Source organism: Longispora urticae (assembly GCF_053902585.1).
In genome coordinates, this window is record NZ_JAQZSH010000023.1 from 114837 (window position 1) to 133231 (window position 18395).

Consider the following 18395-nt stretch of genomic DNA (forward strand, 5'->3'; position numbering starts at 1 on the left):
CGCCCGCCGGGCTTGACTCCGTCCGACACATCCCCTCCGGAGAGGAACACCCATGTCGAAACTCCGCCACCGGGTCGGCGTCGCCGCCGCGGCCCTGGCCACCGCCGTCACCGGGCTCACCGTCGCGGCGGCGGCCCCCGCCCAGGCCGCCCCGAACTGCATCGCCATCTTCGACGTCTACTACTACAACGGCGCCATCGAGGGCTCAGGCGACGTGGCGTGCCCGTACGGGCCGGGCGAGGAGTACCTGCTCTGGATCACCATCGACCGCAAGGACCCGGCCACCGGCACCTGGTCCGCCGTGAGCACGGGGTACGGCTGGGCGTCGTACGTGTGCAACGGCACCGCGCTGACCACGTACCGGGTGGGAACCGGGATACGGGGGCGACAGGTCACGGCCAACTGCGGCTGAGCTGGGGCGGTGGCGTGCGGGGACGCCGCCGGGACACGGACAGGCCCCGGACCGCCGCCCTCCAGCGGGGCGGTGGCCGGGGCCCGGAGCCGGCGGGTCAGCCGATGATGATCGTGCAGTCCTTGGTGAACGGTCCGGCGGTCGCCCCGGTGCTGGTGGAGACCAGGAGTCGCACGTTCGTCTGGGCGTTCGGCCACTTGAACGGCAGGCTCGGCACCCCGATGTCGTACTTGGTGCTGCCGCTGCGGTTCAACGTCGTGCTGCCGGTCGTGGTCCACGACCGACCGTTGAGGACCTGCACCGTGTAGGTGACCGACACCGGCCGGGGGTCCGAGGCCGCCATCGTGCCCCGGATGGTCACGCTCGCCCCGGAGCAGTTCCACACGACGGCCGACACGTTCGGGGTCGTCGTGGTGGGCGGCATGGTGGTCGGGGGCGCGGTCTTCGTCGGCGGCTTGGTCGTCGGGGGCTTGTTCGGGTTCCCGGTCAGGGTCGGCGGGTTCGGCTCGGCCGTCGGGGGCGCCGTCGGGTCGGGGGTCGCCCCGGGCGTGGCCGACACCGAGGGCGTGGCCGACGGGCTCGGGTCGGGGCTCGCGCTCGGGTCGCCCGGCGCGCTCGGCGACGCGCTCACGACGGTCTCGCTGGAGCCGAGCGGCAGGGTGGTGGTCTCCCCCGCCGACAGGGCGTACCCGGTCGCCCCGCCGCCGACCACGATCAGCAGCACGATGGCCCCGGCCGCGAACCAGGCCCGCTTGGGCCCGCCGACGATCGTCTTGCCGAGCACCGTGGTGCCGACGGCGCTGCTGTTGGCCTCGGGGCCGGCGAGCGGGAAGAGCAGGGCGAGCAGGGCCGCGCGTTCGGCGAGCTTGTTGCGCCCCTTCTCCTCCCAGCCGGGCCCGTACCCGGCGGTGGCGATCTGGTCGAGTTCGGCCACGAACGCGGCGGCGTCGGCGGGGCGCTCCAGGGGGTCCTTGGCCATGCCCCGGCGGATCAGTTCGCGGACGGGCTCGGGGGCGTCGTCGGCGGGGATCGGGGCCTGTTCGTGCTGGAGCTGCATGGCGGCCTGGATGTCGGCCACGTACGGCTTGCGGCCCACCACGCACTCGAAGAACGTCGCGGTCGCCGCGTAGATGTCGGTCCGCGGGCTGGCCGGCTTGCCCTTCCACTGCTCGGGGGCCATGTAGGACGGGGTGCCGGCGGCCTGCCCGGTGGTGCCGGTCCGCGCGGAGATGCCGAAGTCGGCGAGCTTGCTGTTGCCGTCGGCGTCGATGAGGACGTTCTCGGGCTTGTAGTCGCGGTGCACGACCCCGGCGGCGTGCGCGGCGGCGAGCCCGAGGAGCGATCCCTTCAGGACGTACAGCGCCGCCTCGGGGCCGGTCGCGCCGTGCTCCTTGAGCAGGGCGCGCAGGGCGATGCCGTCGACGAGCTCCATCACGATCGCGGCGGAGTGGTCGGTCTCGACGTACTCGAACAGCCGGACGACGTTGGGGGCCCGCAGTTCGGCGAGCAGCCGCGCCTCGCCCCGGAACCCGAGCAGGAAGTCCCGCTGCCGGCACAGCTCGGGGGCCAGGTACTTGATGGCCACCCGCACCCCGGACACGTCGTGGGTGGCGAGCACGACCCGGCCCGCCCCGCCGCGGCCCAGTTCACGCACCTCGGTGTACCCCTGCACCGTCCAGGTCTCGGTCATGGCTCGTACTCCGTCCACGGCGGTCGATGGGCAACGGTGGTCGATGGCGTCGGCGGGATTCTTCCTCGAAACCCGGCGGCGCGCAATTTCAGTCCTTCCGGGGCAGGCGGATCAGGCTGGCCGCCCCGCCGCCGATGACGCCGCCGGCCGCGACACCCGCGGCTCCGTACAGGATCCCGGTGGTCAGGCTGTCGTCCGCCGAGGCGGTGGGCAGCAGGCTCTGGGCGCCGCCGGAGACGCCGGCCGACGGTTCGACGGGGACGACCTCGTAGTCGGTGGGCGCGCCCGGGCCCGGCGTGACCACGTCGGCCTGTACCGGTACGTCCGGGTATGTCACGGTCGGCGGGTACGTCGGCGACGGGGTGCCGCCGGCGGCCGGCGGAACCGGCGGATCCACCGGCGGAACTCCGGGATCGGCCGCGAGCGGGAGGTTCGGGTCGACCGGCGGCACGGTCGGGGTCCCGAACGGCAGGTGCGGGTCCAGCGGCGGCGCGGTCGGCGTGCCGAACGGCAGGTGCGGATCGAGGTGCCCCACGGACGGCGGCGTGACCTTGACCAGCGGCTGGTGGACGGAACCCAGCTCGGCGCTCCAGTCCAGGCCGTGCGGGATGAGGGACACCGAGGCGCCGCCGAAGCCGGTCTTGGACAGCCGCGCGCCGAGGGCGGTCGGCCCGGCGTCGGTGCGGGCGTCCACCAGCTTGCGGAGCTTCTCGGTCTCATCCACGCCGAGTCGGTAGATCCGTGCGACCTCGTCAGGGTTCGTCCGGGCATGGACGGCGAATTCGTCGTCGATGGCCATGCGGGCGATCAGGTCCCGGTAGAGCGACATGTGCGGCCTCCTCCTTCTATGCTGAGCGAGCCTAGGGAGCGGACGCGTCCGCCGAACATCCGGTTGAGTACGGATCTTTCCGGGCGACCGCACATCCGTAGCCTGGGGAGGCGCCGTGGAACTCGTGGGTAGGGAGCAGGAGCTCGCCCTGCTGCGTGCCCGGGTCCAGACGGTCAAAGACGGACAATTTTCCTGCGTACTGGTGGGCGGCGACCCCGGCATCGGCAAGACCCGCCTGCTCGCGGAGCTGGACGACGGCATCCGGTACGTACGCGGCGTCTGCGTACCGAGCGCGGACGCCCCGCCGCTGTGGCCCTGGCGGTACGTGCTGACGGTCCTGGGCCGGCCGGTCCCGGAGGGCGAGGGCTTCGCCGTGCTGGTCCGCTACGCCGAGGAGCTCCTCGCGGCCGCCGACGAGCCGCTCCTCGTGGTGGTGGACGACCTCCAGCACGCCGACCCGGCGACGGTGAGCCTGTTCGGCTACCTCGCGGCCCTGTCCCCGGCCCGCCCCCTGGGCGTGATCGGCGCGTACCGGGGCGAGTCCAGCCCCGTGCCGGCGACCGGTCCGGCCGTGGCGCGGATCCGGCTGCGCGGGCTGGACGCGGCGGGCGTGGGCGCGTACCTGGAGAAGTTGCTGGACCGGCCGGTGCCCGCGCCGGTCGTGGCGGAGCTGCGCCGGCGCACCGAGGGCAACCCGCACCTGCTCGCCGAGATCGTGCCGCACCTGACCGCCGCCGAGCTCGACGGCCGGGGGGAACGGTTGCCGATCCGGTGGCCGGCGGAGGCCCGCGCGGCGGCGGCGGCCCGGATCGACGCGCTGGGTCCGGCGACCCGGGCGGTGCTGGCCACGGCGAGCGTGATCGGCCGGGAGTTCGACCTGGCCATCCTGGAACGCGTCGCCCTCGCCCGGGCCGCGCACGGACACCCCCGCCCGGACCGCGCGCCCGGCACGAGGCCAGATCCCGGCGCACCCCCCGGGCCCGGCACTCCCCACGGGGCTGGCGCGCCCACGCCCGACCCCGGCACGGTCCGCCGCCCCGACGCGGCCGGCCAGACGGGCGCGATCTGGGCCGAGCCCGGCACCGTCCGCCGCCCCGACGCCTCGGGCCGCACCGGCGCGATCTGGGCGGACCCCGCGCCACCGACCGGCGCCGCCGGCCCGCCCGACCTGCTCACCGGCCTCGACGAGGGCGTCACCGCCGGCCTGCTCACCGCGCTCCCCGGCCAGGTCTACGCCTTCGACCGCGCCGTCACCCGCGAGGTCCTGTACGAGTCGCTCCCCGCCCGGGACCGGGCCCGCCTGCACGAGGCGACCGCCGACGCCCTGACCGCGTTCAGCGCCGACGTGGGCGAGCGGGGCCCGACCGCGGCGGAGCTGGCCCACCACCTGGTCGCGGCGGCCGTGCTCGGCGGGGACGACCGGCTGGACCGGGCCATCTCGTACGCGGTGGCGGCCGGGACCGCCGAGGACGTCGGGCAGCACGAGGCGGCCGGGCACTTCGCGTCGGCGGTCCGGCTCGCGGTCCGCGCGGACTGGCCGGCCGCCGCGCTCGGCCGGCTGGTCGTGGCCCTGGGCCGGGCCCGGCTCGCGGTGGGCGACCTCGCGGACGGCCGGGCCGTGCTGGCCGCCGCCGCCCGGCACGCCCGCCGGGCCGGCGACCCGGAGCTGCTGGCCCGGATCGCGCTCAGCCACGGCCCGCGCGCCGGCCTGGGCGACACCGCTCCCCCGCCCGACCCGGCCCTGGTGGCGCTGCTCCGCGAGGCCCTCGCCGGCGGGGTGGCCGACCCGGAACCGTTGCGCGCCCGGCTGGCCGTCGAGCTGGTCGGCACCCCGGAGGCGGCCGGCCTGGCGGAGTCGGCCGGGGACGGCCCGGAGGCGCTGCTGGCGCTGTACGCGGTGGACCCGCGCCCCGGGTACGCGGCGGCGGCCCTGCGCGCGGCCGGAGACCCGTTGACGGAGTGCCGGGCCCGGCTGGCCGTGGCGCACCACCAGCTCGAGTTGGGCGCGGTCGCCCCGGCCCGCCGGGAACTGGACGAGGTGACCCGGCTGCGGCTGCGTACCCCGCTGGGTCTGTGGTGGGCGGCCCAGGCCGAGGCGCACGTCGCACTGTTGTCGGGGGACCTGGAGCGGGCGGAGCCGTTGATCGGCGCGGCCCTGGCCGTCGGCCGGGGCGCGGACCCGCACTCGGCCGCGCTGGGCCACCTGGCGCAGCTCACTACGCTGCGCACCCTCCAGGGCCGGCTGCCCGACCTGGCCCCCGCGCTGGCCGACCTGGACCATCCGGCGCCCCGCCCGCCGTGGCTGGCCGCCGCCTCCGCGCTGGTCGCCGCGCACCGGGGCGAGACCGCGATCGCCGAGGCCCTGCTGGAGGCGGCCCTGGGGGACGAACGCGGCAGCCTGTGGACGTCGGTGCTGCTGCTGGAGGTGGCCGCCCTCGTCGGGCACACCGCCGCCGCCGAGCGCCTGACGAGCGCCCTGAGCCCGCACGCGCACCGCTGGATCGTGATCGGCCCGGCGGTCAGTTCGGCCGGGCCGGTGGCCCTGGTGCTGGCCCGGGCGGGGGCGGATCCCCGGCGGACGGCCGGCTGGCTGGAGCTGGCGGGCACGATGGTCGACGGCACGCCGTGGAGGGTGCCGGAGGTGCGCACCCCGGGGCTGACCCGGCGCGAGCAGGAGGTCATGGAGCTGGCGGTGGCGGGCGCGTCGGCGAAGGACATCGCGGAGCGGCTGTTCATCGGGGAGCGCACGGTGGAGACGCACCTGGCGAACATCTACCGCAAACTGGGCGTCCGCTCGCGCATCGAACTCCTGGCCCTGCACAGAACCTGAGACCCTCTTTCCGGGTACCGGGACGCACGGAGCGCCCGCCCGCGCGAGGGCCCCAGTGTCCGCCCCGTCAGCGCGGACCTGCCGCTCCGTCGGCCGGGCCGGCTCCGCCCGGAGCGCGCGCCCCTCGGCGGGCTCCACGCGGACCGCGCAACCCGCTGTGCCGCCGGGAATCCGGTCGTAGGCTGGGCGGATGGAGTTCGCGCAGCTCGCGGGCACGTCCGCCGCCGTGGCCGTCACCGCCGCGCGCAAGCAGAAGATCGCCCTGCTCGCCGACGCGCTGCGCGCCCTGGGCCCGGCGGAGGTGGTGGCGGGGACGGCGTACCTGGCCGGGGAGCTGCGCCAACGCCAGATCGGGGTGGGCTGGGCGAGCCTGCGCGACCTGCCGCCGCCCGCCGAAGTGCCCACGCTGACCGTCGCGGAGGTCGACGCGGCGCTCCAGTCCATCGGTGAGCTGTCCGGCGCCGGTTCCCAAGCGGCGAAACGCGAGTCGCTCGGCGCGCTGTTCGCCCGGGCGACGGCCGACGAGCAGGCGTTCCTGCGCGGCCTGCTGACGGGCGAGGTCCGCCAGGGCGCGCTGACCGGGGTCCTCACCGACGCGCTGGCCCTGGCCGCCGGCCGGCCGGTCGCCGAGATCCGCCGCGCGCTGCTGCTGGCCGGGGACCTGCGCGCGGTGGCCGCCGAGGCCCTGCACGGCGACCTGGGCGCGATCCGGCTCGCGGTGGGCCGCCCGCTGGCCCCGATGCTGGCGAGCCCGGCCACGGACGTCACGGACGCGCTGACCAGGATCAGCCCGGCGGCCGTGGAGCCGAAACTCGACGGGATCCGGATCCAGGTGCACCGGGACGGCGACGAGATCGCGGTGTTCAGCCGGAGCCTGGACGACCTGACCGCCAAGGTGCCGGAGGTGGTGGCCGCCGCGCGCGCCCTGCCGACCCGCGCGGTGATCCTCGACGGCGAGGGCCTGGGGCTGGACGGGTCGGGCCGCCCGCTGCCGTTCCAGGACACGGTGCGCAAGGGCGGCGTGCTCCGGCCGTACTTCTTCGACGTGCTGCACCACGACGGTGCGGACCTGATCGACGAGCCGGCGGCGACCCGGTTCGCGGTACTCGACGCCCTGGTCCCCGCCGCGCACCGGGTCGGCCGCACCGTCGTGGACACCCCGGAGGGGGCGGCGGAGGCGTTCCGCGCGGCCCTCGACGCCGGCCAGGAGGGCGTCGTCGTCAAGGACCTGGCCGCGGGCTACGACGCGGGCCGGCGCGGCGCCTCCTGGCTGAAGGTCAAGCCCCGGCACACCCTCGACCTGGTCGTCCTGGCGGCCGAGTGGGGCCACGGCCGCCGCCAGGGCTGGCTGTCCAACCTGCACCTGGGCGCGCGCGACCCCGACGCGGGCGGTTTCGTGATGCTGGGCAAGACGTTCAAGGGCATGACCGACGAGGTACTGCGCTGGCAGACCGACCGGCTCCGCGCCCTCGCCACGGCCGAGGACGAGTGGGTGGTGCACGTCCGCCCGGAGCTGGTGGTGGAGATCGCGTTCGACGGGGTGCAGCGCAGCACCCGGTACCCGGGCGGCGTCGTCCTGCGGTTCGCCCGGGTCGTGCGCTACCGCGAGGACAAGACCCCGGCCGACGCGGACACGATCGCCACGGTCCAGGCCCTGTCCCCACCGTGACACCCGCACGGCCCCGGAAGCCCGCACCCCCGGCGGGCGAGGCACCCAGGTCTCCGGCACCGGGCCGCTCCCGATGCCGCGTCGGGCACCGTGCGCCCCGGGTACCCGTCGGAGGTCTGTCAGCGGCGTCGGCGGCGCGCCAACGTGGTCAGGGTCGCCACCTGGGTGGTCGCGGACGGCGCCGGCCCCTGGGCGACGGGCCGGGGCTGTTCGCACGGGTCGAGCCCCTGCGAGTTGGGTTTGCTCGCCAGCGGCGCGATCCCGGGCAGTGAGTCCTTGAACTTCTGGTCCCACGCCTCGTCCACGAACTCGGTGAGCTTCGCCTTGAGGAACGCGCAGAGCTTGGGCCGGTTGTTGGGCATCCCGATGCCGTAGCGCTCGGTGCCGACCTGCACCGGGGACACCCGCAGCCGCTTCGGGTCCCGGGCCGCGAACCCGTTCAGCACCGCGACGTCGGAGGTGACGGCCACGACGCTGCCGGCGTAGAGGGCGTCCATGCACTGTTTCAGGGTGCTCTGCGGCAGCGGCAGGACCTTGAAGCCGCCGATCCGGTCCTGGTTGGTCGACCCCGCGCTCACGCAGACCTCCCGGCCCTCGATCTCCCGGAGTTCGTTGACCGGCCTGCTACTCAGGGTCAGGAGCCCCTGGTACGTGGAGAAGTACGGCCCCGCGAAGTCGATCTCCTTGCGCCGGTCGTCGGTCATGGAGAAGTTGGAGATCACGAGCTTGATGGGCGGCGCGGTGACCCCGGGCGCGCTCGCCTCCCGTAGCTTGATCATGCGTTCGTTCGTGGTCATCGGCAGGAACTGCGGCGTGAACCCGACCTTGTGCCCGAGCCAGTTCGCCAACGAGATGTCGAACCCGGACCACACCCCGTTGACGTAGTCGCTCCACCCGGGCAGGTCGGAGTTGGCGCCGATCTGCACGGTGCCCGACAGGTACTTCGCCGGGTCCTCCTCCGGGTCCTTCTCCGTGGAACAGGCGGCCGACAGGAACACGGCGGCCACCGCGAGTACCGCCCACATACGACGCATCGTCGTCTCCCTCATCGAAGGGTCCAGCGTTCCGATTTCAGCGGCTCAGCGTGCCGTCGGTCAGGGTCGCGGTGACCTCGCAGCCCTGGTTGGCCGGGTCGAGATACTCCACGAAGACCTTCACCACCCGGGTACCTTCCGGGATGGGGATCGACACCCGCCCGCCGGTCCGCACGGTGCGCTCGTGGTCCACCAGCCACCGGGCGTCGGCGGACGCCGTGATCCGCAGCATCGCCGGCTGCACGCAGTCCCCGGTCTTGTTGTCGGACGTCATCAGCACCCCGAACTCCAGGTCACCCCGCCAGCGTTCCTCGTCGATGCGGGCGACGAGGGTACGCGTGGAGGTGGCACTGACCAGGAAGGGCCCGCCCAGGTCGACGTCGACGTCCGCCCACCGGTTGTAGCCCCACCAGACGCCGGCCACCAGCACGATGACGCCCAGGGCTCCCGCCGCGCACACGAGCCAGAACCTCAGCGGCGGGCCCTCCGTGTCCGGGTCCCGCCGGTTGAGGTGTTCCAGCAGGGCCACGACGAGTCCGAGGGCCGCGATCGCGAATCCGAGCGCGCCCACCAGGGACGCCGCGTTCTCCCCCAGCACCACGATGACCACGGTGGTGACCGCGATGAGCACCACGACCGGGGCCACCCACCAGCGCACTCTCCTGTTCCGCGAGACGTTCCCCGATTCCATGGACCTTCCCCGATGGCTGTGCGCGACGGCCGCGGTGAGAACCGGCCCCACATAAGGAATAGCCCACAAGTAGCCGGATCACTGTGTCGAGATCCCGACATCCGGGATCCCGCGTTCATTCACGCGGCACGGCCGTCCGGTGACGCGTTTCCACGTCATGAAAGCCGCCGTCCGACGTCACCCCCTCAACCACAAAAACTGAATCGAGAGGCATGACGATGCAGCAGACCCCGGGCGGCCCGGAGCAACGCGCCCTCTGGCTGGGACTGATCCTGTTGACCTCCGCGTTGGTCGGCGTGGCGGCCGGCTGGCTCACGTGGCTGGAACGCCCGAGCGTCCCCGGCGCGGTGCTCGCCGGCGGCGGCGCGCTGGCGGCCGCCATACTTCTCCTACTCTCGCTCCTGCATTTCATGACGCGGAGAGACGAGTAGTTTTCTCGTCGCCCACTCGGGAGCCGGAAGCCTCGCCCACGGGAGGCCGACCGCCGCTCCGGGCTCCCGGATCCGCCCGCGTCGAGGGTGTGGAAGTCGGATAATCAGGGCATGAACGTCGTGACCCAGGTCTTCGCCGTCATCGCCGTGCTGGTGCACATCTGGGCCGGCACCCTGGAGAGCTTCCTCTTCCACCGGCCCGAAGTGCGCAAACTGCTGACGGGGAGTACGAACAACCCGCCCGAGCTGCGGCTGTGGACCTTCTGCCAGGGCTTCTACAACTACGGTGTCGCGGCGGGCCCGGTCGCCGGCCTCCTCCTGTACCACTCGGGCCACGAGGCGGCCGGCAGCGCCATCACCTACTACGTGCTGATCTTCATGGCCATCTCCGGCGGCATCCTGTTCATCGCCGACCGCAGGCTGTGGCGGGGGTCGCTCGGGCAGAGTGTCCCGCCGCTGATCGCCCTGATCGCAGCCCTGTTCACGCTCTGACCGGTGAGCTCCCGACGAGTGCGTCCTTCGCGGACCTGCCGAGACGTGCTTTCGGTGACGGCTGCCAGCCCGGACTGCGGTGCGGGTGCGGATGCGGGTTGCCGGACGGCTGGGGGCTGCGCTACCGGGTGAAGGTGCCGGTCTTCGCGGCGGTGGTGAAGGTGTGCCAGTCGGTGGGGGTGACCAGGAGGGCCGGGCCGGTGGCGTCTTTGCTGTCCCGGACGCCGGTCACGCCGGGGACCTGGGCGACCTCGACACAGTTCCCATCTGGGTTACTCCGAGCGGCCTTGCGCCAAACCGCTTTCGTCATGCTGGTCGTCACAACTGATCGAACTCCTCCGCTACGTTGGCCAGGAACTTTCGTGTGTCCGCCTGGTTGAGGGTCACATTGCGAAGGTCATCGAATGCGATCGCAAAGTTCCTCACCGCCTCTGGCCCATCGAGATACAGCTCTCCGGCATAGTTGCCAACATAGACGGTCGTCGGCTCAGCTTCACTGTCGCCGGAACGTGGAAACTCCAGAATTGTGAAGTCCCGCGCAGGCATACCGAGGTGGTATCCAAATGCGAATGGCACCATCCGGATCGACACGTTGGGAAGGTGCGACAAGCCGTTGATGTGTCGAAGCTGGGCCGCCATCGTCGCGGGACCGCCCACCGGGCACCGCACCACAGCCTCGCTGAACACAATGTCCAACTGCGGCGCCTGAGGAACTGTCCGAGTCAGTACCTTCTGCCTCGCCATGCGCATCTCGACACGGCGCGCCGTCTCTTCCTTCGCCCTACCAGGTGTGGCGCTGATGATCGTCTCGGCATACTCCCGAGTCTGCAGAAGTCCGGGAACGAATGTCGGTTCATACCATTTGAAGTGGGATGCCGTTGCCTCCAGGTCGAAGTACAACCCAAAGCTGTCGCGGATCAAGTCACCGTATGGGTGCCACCAACCCTTGGCCTTCGTCTCTGCCGCCAGCTGCACGAACCCGACCGTGGTGCTCTCGTCCAGCCTGTAGACGCGGCAGAGGGCTTCGATGTGGGAGCGGCCGTACTTGACGCTCGGGTCGCCGTTCTCCATCCGCCACAGGGTCTGGCGGGAGACGTCGATGGTCTCGGCGACCTGGTCGGCGCGCAGCCCGGACTTCTCCCGCAGCGCGCGCAACCGCCTGCCGAGCTGCCTGCGCGGTACCGAACTGCCTGCTCCGTCGGACGTGTTCATCGGTCTGACCGGCTCCTCACTGGGGCTGGCGTCCGCGTTCCAATATAGGCGCGAATGTTGCGGACGACACCGGGCGGCGGGGTACGAAACGCCAGATCCGTACCCCTCGAAACAGTTCCGGATCCTACGCCCTGGAACGTTGAATTCCATGTCGGAGGGTTCTACTTTCGCCCATATGAGCCACTCCACGATCGAGGCGGAACTCGCCGGCTGGCAGCGCGAGGCGACCGCCCTGGCCAACCTCCTGCGCCGCCACCTGGGCGTCGACGGCCTGTGCCCCGTCTGCGTCCACCCCAGCGGCGAGCCCCTCCCCGACCCGTGCCCCACCACCACCGAGTCCCGCGCCGCCCTCCGCACCCTGTGCGGCGAACCGTGACCGCCGGGGACGGTGGCCAGCTCCCGGCCGAGCCGGCGTCACGGGGGCACGAGCCCGTCATGACCTCGCGGGAACACGCGGAGCGCACGCTCGACACACATGTGGAGAACCTGATCGGCTCGTGCGGCAGGTGCTACTCCGACACCGGCTGGGTGACCCCGGCCCCGTGCCCGTCCCGGCGCGCCGCCCGCCGCTACCTCGACACCCCGGACCCGTCATGACCATCCATCCACCACCGACGCGCGCCCCGGGCCGGCTCCTCCGAGAGGGCGTCGTGACCGTCTACTGCAACACGTCGGCGCGGCGCGGCCCCACTGACCCGGACCCACCGACCGACACCCTCGACGACCCGACCCTGATGTCCGACCCGCCGACGGCCTCATCCACGGCGCTGGCCGGCCGGGCCGAAAGGGCGTCATGACCGTCTACTACAGCGCGTGGGCACTACCCGGCCCACCGGAACGCTGCCGGTTCACCGGAATGGGCCTCGCGGTCCTCACCGACACCGAGGCCCTCCACGTACTCCGCCTCGCCGGCGGCCGCCACGGCCACCTGGTCGCGGTGCGCTGCGACCCGTGCCGGGGCTGGCACATCCGTCCCCGCACCGAACGCACCCGATGACCACGCCCCGCCCGCGCCCACCGGAACCCGCACCCGGCGGCCCGAGATGCGCCCACCCGGCGTGCTTCGACCGCGGCACGGAACGCACCCGCTTCACCCGCACCCAGATCGAGTCGTTCACACCGACCCAACTCTCCCGGGTACTCCCCTTCCCCTGCCCAACCTTCCCAGGCCTCTTCCACACCCGAGCCCGCCCAGGCTGGCGCATCTAGCAACGCCGGTCGATGCGTCTAGTCAGCCGAGATGGTCCAGAGCCGACTTCTCTACAAGCTCGACCAATGCGTTGAACTTTGATTCCGACAACGGCGCACTCTCGACGTTCGTGAGCGACAGGCGGAAAACATACTGACCGAGACGCCCAACATACATCCAGGCCCTGCAGTCATTCAATTCCCCCCATTTACACAGCACGATCGCGCTGTCCATTCTATTCATCCTGCTCACGCGAGACTCGCGAGGCTCGCGATTCTCGGAAGGCCGTTCGGGCTCCGACTGGTAGACCTCCCACTTCGCAGCCAGCGGACCACTGAATCGAGCCACACCAAGCCCTAGGAGATTTGCGTCCCGTTCCCAGCTACGGCTGACACTTTCCTCACCATGAAGAACATTGGGAACGTCAGGCATCTTGCTCACCCATGATGAACCCAGCTCTTTGTCGATATCTCCACTGGTCAGCAACAGAGTGGTCGTCGCAATCGTAGGCTTCCCGCCAGCGTTGACTAAGGCGAACCCGCCACCCAAGGTCAGGCACAGAACACAAATCAAAGCCACCACGGCCCAGATGACCCGAGGCTTGCGAGGCGATTGAGATAGCTTCACAGACTTGCCCGAATTCACCATTGGACCTTCCTTAGCACGGCAAACCGATCGGAGCCCTGCGACGCAGCCAGCATCTCCGGCAGACGCTTCTGGATTTCCTGATTCAAGATCTCCGGAGTAATTCCGTTAGGGTGGCTTTTATATAGGTCAATACCGATTTGTACAGTTATGTTATCAATAGGCTGTGAGGCCCCGGACAAGATTGGCACGCGTTGACCATTTTGGAGTTCGGCTTCCCCGAAACCTGCCGCAGCACCCACATACCCATAGTGAATGTTCGACCACATGTCCATGCGCACACTGTAGTCCGAGCCGTCGATATCAAACCAGATGTTCTTGCCATCCGCGAGATTGTACCTATTCCGCAGATAGTCTTTGTGGTCCCACACGGCACCAGGCCTCACGTGAACCGCCCATTCGTACAGCGCCGCCGCACAGGCTGACGGCGTCGCCACACACAGGGAGTTAAGCCATCTCATTTCGTCGGCTTCATCCGAGTTAGCGTTAGCGTTGATCTCATAGGAGAAGAAATCCAACATACGATGATAGGCTACCGAGTTTCCCCTAGCATTGCCGGCCTTGTCCGTCGACTTCGAAGGGGGCGGGGTCCAGCAGGGACCAACAAAGTTGTCCCAGTCACAAGGGTTGCTTGGGCCCTTCTTCGGATTGTTTTGCGGCGCACTTCCATTGGTTGAACCCGTCTTGTCCTTACGGGCATTCGGGCTGCTGATATCTTCCCCATCACCCGTTGTCATGACCAATCCCGTGGGGTCACTACCCGATAGGGGGGCATTGTTGGCGTAGGTGTAGCCGCTCCAACTCTGTGGATCGCTTTCATTGAACACTGGGTCAACCGAGACGAAGCGGGCTGTGGTGGGATTGTAGTCACGGGCGCCGATGTGAATGAGGCCAGTGTCGGGGTCCTTGACGCCGTTGACGAAGCCGCGTTGGGTGGGCCAGGCGACAGCTGTGCCTCGGGGGCCACCGAACGGGTCGGTGCGGCGGCGGGTGACGGTGAGGTCGGTGGCCTTGATGCTGGTCTGGCTGGTGCCGTGGTGGTCACCGAGCATCCAGACGAGTCCGCCGTCGGTGGTGCGTACCGCGCCCGGGTAGGTCCGGGTCACTGTTGGGGACGACACGGGCGTGTTGGCGTGCATCTCGGTGTTGCCGAGGTAGGTGGTGGTGCCGGTGGAGTCCTTGCGCAGGACGCGGTTGCCGTCGGCGTCGTAGACGAAGTCGGTGGTCGCGCCGCCGCTGATGGCGACCTTCGACAGTTTGCCGAGGACGTTCCACGTGTAGGTGGCGTTGTTGTGGGTGGTGGTGTTGCCGGTGCTGTCGTAGGTGAACGTGTCGGTCGTGGTGGCGGCAGCGGCCCCGACCTTGGTGTCGACCTTCGTCAGCGAGTGCGCCTTGGGCTGGCCCGCTCCCGGGGTGGTGTAGGTGCGCAGAGTGTCAGTGCCGAGACCGCCGCCGGGTGCGGCGTGTTTGAGCTCGGTGGTCCGGTTGCCGGCGGTGTCGAAACCGTAGGTGGTCCAGTACGGGTCGGCGCCGCCGAGTACCCCCGTTGAAGGGGTTGACTGGCAGGTGGTGGCCGCGGTGGTCCAGGACTGGGTCATGCGGCGCAGGCCGTCGTACCCGAAGCACTGGTTGGAGATCGTGGTGTTGGCTTTGGTCTCGTTGATGCCCAGGACGTTGCCGGCCAGGTCGTAGGCGTACTTCTCGGTGTACTGCTCTTCCCATCCGCCCGGCGCGGACACCTTCTCGGTGTCGACCTGGGATTCGGCCATGCGTCCGGTCGCGACCTGGCGCGGAGTCGACACCTTGACCCGCTTGTCACCCTTGCCGTGGACGGACTGCAGGACGGCACCGTCGTAGTCGTAGGTGACCTCGGCGAGGTACGTGTCGAGTGGGCTCGTGATCGAGGTCTGCTGGCCCGCCGAGTTGTAGGCGTAGGTCAGCGTCTCCGCCGCCATCGTCCCGGCCGCCGGGTAGGTCATCGTGGCCGGGGCGCCGTTGTCCTTGTAGGTGAAGGTCGTCGTGTAGACGCCCTTCAGCGTGGTGCCCACTGAATCGGGGATCGTGATCGAGGTGCCCAGCGGGCGGTAGCCGCTGTCGTAGGCGGTCACCGCCGTCGTGTACAACTCGGAGCCGACGTGCCGCGAGGAGGAGGTCAGCTGTCCCTTCTCCACGGTGTCGTAGACCCAGGACGCCAGCTGCGTTCCGCCGATGGTGTCCACGTAGATCCCGGTCTTGCGACCCATCCCGTCGTACTTCATCGCGACCTTGCGTGACTCCGCGTCGACGGTGTGTTCGAGCTGCCCGTCCTCGTAGTACTTCATGGTCGTGATGCCGTTGTCCGGGTCGATCTTCCGCTTCACCTGGCCGCGGATGTCGTAATCGGTGGTCCAGGTGCTACCAGCGGTGGTGGCGGTGGTCTGGCGGCCGAGGAGGTCGTACTCGAAAGTCGTGTCCTGGAACGGACCTGACGGGGCGGAGCCCAGGAACTGGCGCTGGATGCTGGGCTTGCCCTTGGCGTTGGTGAACGTGGTCGTGGCCGTGCCGCCCGCCGGCGGGGTCACCGTGACACTGTCGCCGTCGTAGGCCGTCGCGGTCTGCGAGTGCTTGACGCCCGCGCCCCACAACTCGTCCACGGTCTGGCGGCCCAGGTCGTCGTAGGTGAAACGGTGCTGGGTGGCCGCGGTCGTGTCGCTGACCGCCTGGAGCGTCGCCGACGGTGCGCCGGTGACCCCGAGGGACGAGGTCTTGATGACACGTCCGGCGGTGTCGTAGGCCGTGTCGATGACATGGCGGTCGCCGGTCTGGGTGGCCGTCTGGGTCTGGCGGGGGCGGAATCGGGAGTCGAGGATCTCGTAGGACACGATCCGGTCGTTGTCCGGGCCCAGTGCGGATGTCGTGATGACCGGCAGCGCTGTCTTGGAGATGGAGTAGCTGTAGGTGACGCTCGCGGTGTTGATGCCCCTGACCCGGCCTGGTCCCCACACCGAGACAACCCGACCCAGGGAATCGTAGTAGGCCTCTGTCGTCTTCCCGTTCGGGTCCGTCTGTCTGACCGGCAGACCGGTGTGCGGGTTGATCTTCGTCGTGGTCGCGAACCCCACACCGGTGCCCGAGGGCGGCGGAGTGGTCGCCACGACCTGCGTCGGCGCTCCGGCACCGGCCGGCGTGTAGGCGGAGGTCGCCGACCGGCCCACCGCGTCCGTCACCTTCACGACCCGGCCGAGGGTGTCGTACTCGGTCAGGCCGACCGTGGCGTATCCGGGCGCGTTCGCCGACAGGGACTTCGCCCGGGTCGGCTGCCCCTTGGTCGGGGCCGTGGCCAGGCCGGTCACGTCGGCGGCGCCGTCGTAGTAGGTCTGAGAACCACTGAGCGGCTGTGCCCCGTTGGGGATGGTGCCGCCGGGGCAGGCGAACGACTCGGTCTGGGAGATGGTGGACAGGATGTGGGTGGTGAGGTTGCGGTTGTAGGTGTTGACGGTGCACACGTCGTCGTAGGGGATGGACAGGTCACCGCGGTCGATCACCTTGGAGGGGAACAGTTCCGCGTCGTACTCGGTGGTGACCCTGGTGATCCGCGAGACGGGAAGGGCGGTGTGCTGGATCCGGGTCCGGACCTGGGTGCCCACCTCGCGGATGGCCGAGGCGATCCGGGGCTTCTCGCCGGTGGCGGTGTTGGACAGCACCCAGCCCTGCAGGTCGTGGACGGTCACGTGGTCGGCGACACCATTAGTGAGGGAGTACTCCTCCCACAGGTGTCCGCGCAGGTTCTCCCAGTCGGGACCGTTGGTGCCCTCGGAGTTGAACACATTCATGCTGCGGGTACCCCAGCCGGCGTCGGTGCGGTCGCCGTGCAGGCCCCGGTAGTACCGGCGGACTGTGGTCTGAGGCTGTTGACCCGCCACGCCGTGGGTCGTGACGACCTGGGAGTAGCCGTACCAGTCGGACCAGGAGCGTTGCGGCAGCGGGGTCATGAAGCCGTTGTTGTGGCCCCACAGCACGTTCGGCTTGCCTGCGGCGGGCACGGAGTTGTCGTTGCTGTAGGCATAGGACCAGGTCTCCACCGGGCTGACGCTCAAAGAGTCGGTGACGGTGACCTGGGTGGCGACGTACTTCTGCCACCACGCCCACCCCGCCGGGGAACCGACCGGCTTCCAGTACTGCGGGAAGCAGCGTTTCGTGTTCATGTCCGGGTCCGGCATCGGGGAACCGGCCGCGCAGTCCTCGCCCGAATACGTCACGGTCGTCTTCGCACCGGTCTCCGAGGAGATCTCACCGACCCGGTAGTGCACCATCGGCAGCGAACCGGTCGACACGTTGTGGTCAGCGCGGTTGTTCTTCTGGACGCCGTAGAAATGGACCGGCGGGGTCGCCAGGGCAGTGCCGTCGGAGTCGTAGCCGGTGTGGGTGACCGACTCCAGCCACAACGACGGCGAACTGTTGTCGGACACGGTCGGGAACCCTGACGGGAAGTCGTACCGGTCGAGCTTCTTGTAGGTGGAGGAGACCGGGTCATAGACCTTGGTCTCCATCGCCGAGATCTTGTTCAGGATCCAGAACGTCGGCGACTGCACCGACGGGCACGAGGTCCACGAGATGTCGCAGAACTGGTCCCACGGCACGTCCGGGAAGTTCGGCTGGTCGTTCCAGGCACAGCTCGAACCGGGCTTGCACCGCCACAGAGTGGGGAACTCGACCCGGTACGGGGCCGGGCCGGAACCCTCCTGGCCGGCGCGGGTGCCGTACTCGATGTGGTGCAGCAACGCGCCCCGGTGGAACGTCGCCGTGGTCTGGTTGTTCCACATGCCGTACTTCTGCCACTCCTGGGTGTAGAAGTACGACATCGAGTTACCGGCGGGGTCCACGACATAGTCGAGGTTCCACCTGTAGTTCTGCCAGCACGTGGAGGCCTTGATGTCCGGGCTGGTGTAGCACGGTTCCCCCGGGTGGTTGCCGATGACCGGCACGGACTGCTCCGAGCTTGTGCCCGCGTCCCCCTCGAACCGCACCCGCCGCCCGAAGAAGTACTGCGTCCCGTCAGCGGTCGTCACCTTCCACTGACCGCCGTTGAACATCGAACCCGTGTGGTCAGGCAGGTTCTCGACCTTCCAACCCGGATCGCCGTCCATGTGCCACTGGCCAGAGGTCCCGTCCTTGACCAGCGCCCCGGACTTCCCGTCCAACGACATCGAGTAGTACTGGCCGCTGAAACACAGGTCCCCGGTCGCCGTGCCGTCGTCCGCGCACGACACGAACGAGCGCTCCACATGACCG

General features: G+C 70.2%; 16 protein-coding genes. 8 read left to right on the forward strand and 8 right to left on the reverse strand.

The genetic code is table 11. From position 1 onward, the window contains the following. Positions 1-52 precede the first annotated feature (52 nt). The gene (locus tag PT931_RS14525; protein ID WP_456246263.1) at positions 53-412 is read left to right on the forward strand and encodes a hypothetical protein; all 360 of its coding nucleotides are present in this window, start codon (positions 53-55) and stop codon (positions 410-412) included. A 97-nt stretch (positions 413-509) separates the two neighbouring features. On the opposite strand, the gene PT931_RS14530 is transcribed toward PT931_RS14525, so the two are convergent. Together PT931_RS14530 and PT931_RS14535 are read right to left on the reverse strand one after the other, a co-directional pair. Then, entirely contained in the window at positions 510-2102 is a 1593-nt protein-coding gene (locus tag PT931_RS14530; RefSeq protein ID WP_456246264.1) for a serine/threonine-protein kinase, read from the reverse strand. 88 nt (positions 2103-2190) lie between these two features. Beyond that, complete coding sequence (locus PT931_RS14535) at positions 2191-2931, reverse strand: hypothetical protein (protein ID WP_456246265.1); 741 nt, start codon at positions 2929-2931, stop codon at positions 2191-2193. A 115-nt stretch (positions 2932-3046) separates the two neighbouring features. Here PT931_RS14535 and PT931_RS14540 point away from each other — a divergent pair, with 115 nt between their 5' ends. Continuing rightward, the gene (locus PT931_RS14540) at positions 3047-5761 is read left to right on the forward strand and encodes a LuxR C-terminal-related transcriptional regulator (RefSeq protein WP_456246266.1); all 2715 of its coding nucleotides are present in this window, start codon (positions 3047-3049) and stop codon (positions 5759-5761) included. 190 nt (positions 5762-5951) lie between these two features. Continuing rightward, complete coding sequence (locus PT931_RS14545) at positions 5952-7430, forward strand: ATP-dependent DNA ligase (RefSeq protein WP_456246267.1); 1479 nt, start codon at positions 5952-5954, stop codon at positions 7428-7430. A gap of 119 nt (positions 7431-7549) precedes the next feature. Here PT931_RS14545 and PT931_RS14550 read toward each other — a convergent pair whose 3' ends face one another. Both PT931_RS14550 and PT931_RS14555 read right to left on the reverse strand, forming a co-directional pair. Then, positions 7550-8464, reverse strand: coding sequence for a transporter substrate-binding domain-containing protein (locus PT931_RS14550; RefSeq protein ID WP_456246268.1), 915 nt, complete (start codon positions 8462-8464; stop codon positions 7550-7552). A 37-nt stretch (positions 8465-8501) separates the two neighbouring features. Next, positions 8502-9122 (reverse strand): hypothetical protein, encoded by a 621-nt coding sequence (locus PT931_RS14555; protein WP_456246269.1) that lies wholly within the window; start codon positions 9120-9122, stop codon positions 8502-8504. 245 nt (positions 9123-9367) lie between these two features. Here PT931_RS14555 and PT931_RS14560 point away from each other — a divergent pair, with 245 nt between their 5' ends. Both PT931_RS14560 and PT931_RS14565 read left to right on the forward strand, forming a co-directional pair. Beyond that, a complete protein-coding gene (locus PT931_RS14560) occupies positions 9368-9586 on the forward strand; it encodes a hypothetical protein (protein ID WP_456246270.1) in 219 nt (72 codons plus the stop codon). A gap of 111 nt (positions 9587-9697) precedes the next feature. Then, entirely contained in the window at positions 9698-10078 is a 381-nt protein-coding gene (locus tag PT931_RS14565) for a DUF1304 domain-containing protein (RefSeq protein ID WP_456246271.1), read from the forward strand. Positions 10079-10199: 121 nt separating this feature from the next. Here PT931_RS14565 and PT931_RS14570 read toward each other — a convergent pair whose 3' ends face one another. Both PT931_RS14570 and PT931_RS14575 read right to left on the reverse strand, forming a co-directional pair. Next, on the reverse strand, positions 10200-10388 hold the full coding sequence (locus PT931_RS14570) for a DUF397 domain-containing protein (protein WP_456246272.1): 189 nt from the start codon (positions 10386-10388) through the stop codon (positions 10200-10202). Between the two features lie 8 nt (positions 10389-10396). After that, positions 10397-11290, reverse strand: coding sequence for a helix-turn-helix domain-containing protein (locus tag PT931_RS14575; protein ID WP_456246273.1), 894 nt, complete (start codon positions 11288-11290; stop codon positions 10397-10399). Between the two features lie 175 nt (positions 11291-11465). On the opposite strand from PT931_RS14575, the gene PT931_RS14580 reads away from it, so the two are divergent. The 3 genes from PT931_RS14580 to PT931_RS14590 all read left to right on the forward strand — a co-directional run bounded on the left by PT931_RS14580 (position 11466) and on the right by PT931_RS14590 (position 12287). Beyond that, positions 11466-11666: a hypothetical protein gene (locus PT931_RS14580; protein WP_456246274.1), complete on the forward strand. Its 201-nt coding sequence runs from the start codon at positions 11466-11468 to the stop codon at positions 11664-11666. 59 nt (positions 11667-11725) lie between these two features. Next, positions 11726-11887, forward strand: coding sequence for a hypothetical protein (locus PT931_RS14585; RefSeq protein ID WP_363724032.1), 162 nt, complete (start codon positions 11726-11728; stop codon positions 11885-11887). 196 nt (positions 11888-12083) lie between these two features. After that, positions 12084-12287 (forward strand): hypothetical protein, encoded by a 204-nt coding sequence (locus PT931_RS14590; RefSeq protein WP_456246275.1) that lies wholly within the window; start codon positions 12084-12086, stop codon positions 12285-12287. A 234-nt stretch (positions 12288-12521) separates the two neighbouring features. Here the strand turns inward: PT931_RS14590 and PT931_RS14595 are convergent, their stop codons facing one another. Together PT931_RS14595 and PT931_RS14600 are read right to left on the reverse strand one after the other, a co-directional pair. Beyond that, positions 12522-13124, reverse strand: coding sequence for a hypothetical protein (locus PT931_RS14595; protein WP_456246276.1), 603 nt, complete (start codon positions 13122-13124; stop codon positions 12522-12524). After that, positions 13121-18388 (reverse strand): RHS repeat-associated core domain-containing protein, encoded by a 5268-nt coding sequence (locus tag PT931_RS14600; protein ID WP_456246277.1) that lies wholly within the window; start codon positions 18386-18388, stop codon positions 13121-13123. The genes PT931_RS14595 and PT931_RS14600 overlap by 4 nt, the downstream gene beginning before the upstream one ends. Between the last annotated feature and the right edge of the window lie 7 nt (positions 18389-18395).

What these genes read in the sequence shown, in the direction of transcription:
- PT931_RS14580 (WP_456246274.1), top strand. Translation starts at nt 11,466, where the DNA reads ATGAGCCACTCCACGATCGAGGCGGAACTCGCCGGCTGGCAGCGCGAG.
- PT931_RS14590 (WP_456246275.1), top strand. Translation starts at nt 12,084, where the DNA reads ATGACCGTCTACTACAGCGCGTGGGCACTACCCGGCCCACCGGAACGC.
- PT931_RS14565 (WP_456246271.1), top strand. Translation starts at nt 9,698, where the DNA reads ATGAACGTCGTGACCCAGGTCTTCGCCGTCATCGCCGTGCTGGTGCAC.
- PT931_RS14525 (WP_456246263.1), top strand. Translation starts at nt 53, where the DNA reads ATGTCGAAACTCCGCCACCGGGTCGGCGTCGCCGCCGCGGCCCTGGCC.
- PT931_RS14530 (WP_456246264.1), bottom strand. Translation starts at nt 2,102, where the DNA reads ATGACCGAGACCTGGACGGTGCAGGGGTACACCGAGGTGCGTGAACTG.
- PT931_RS14570 (WP_456246272.1), bottom strand. Translation starts at nt 10,388, where the DNA reads ATGACGAAAGCGGTTTGGCGCAAGGCCGCTCGGAGTAACCCAGATGGG.
- PT931_RS14585 (WP_363724032.1), top strand. Translation starts at nt 11,726, where the DNA reads ATGACCTCGCGGGAACACGCGGAGCGCACGCTCGACACACATGTGGAG.
- PT931_RS14550 (WP_456246268.1), bottom strand. Translation starts at nt 8,464, where the DNA reads ATGCGTCGTATGTGGGCGGTACTCGCGGTGGCCGCCGTGTTCCTGTCG.
- PT931_RS14545 (WP_456246267.1), top strand. Translation starts at nt 5,952, where the DNA reads ATGGAGTTCGCGCAGCTCGCGGGCACGTCCGCCGCCGTGGCCGTCACC.
- PT931_RS14535 (WP_456246265.1), bottom strand. Translation starts at nt 2,931, where the DNA reads ATGTCGCTCTACCGGGACCTGATCGCCCGCATGGCCATCGACGACGAA.
- PT931_RS14560 (WP_456246270.1), top strand. Translation starts at nt 9,368, where the DNA reads ATGACGATGCAGCAGACCCCGGGCGGCCCGGAGCAACGCGCCCTCTGG.
- PT931_RS14575 (WP_456246273.1), bottom strand. Translation starts at nt 11,290, where the DNA reads ATGAACACGTCCGACGGAGCAGGCAGTTCGGTACCGCGCAGGCAGCTC.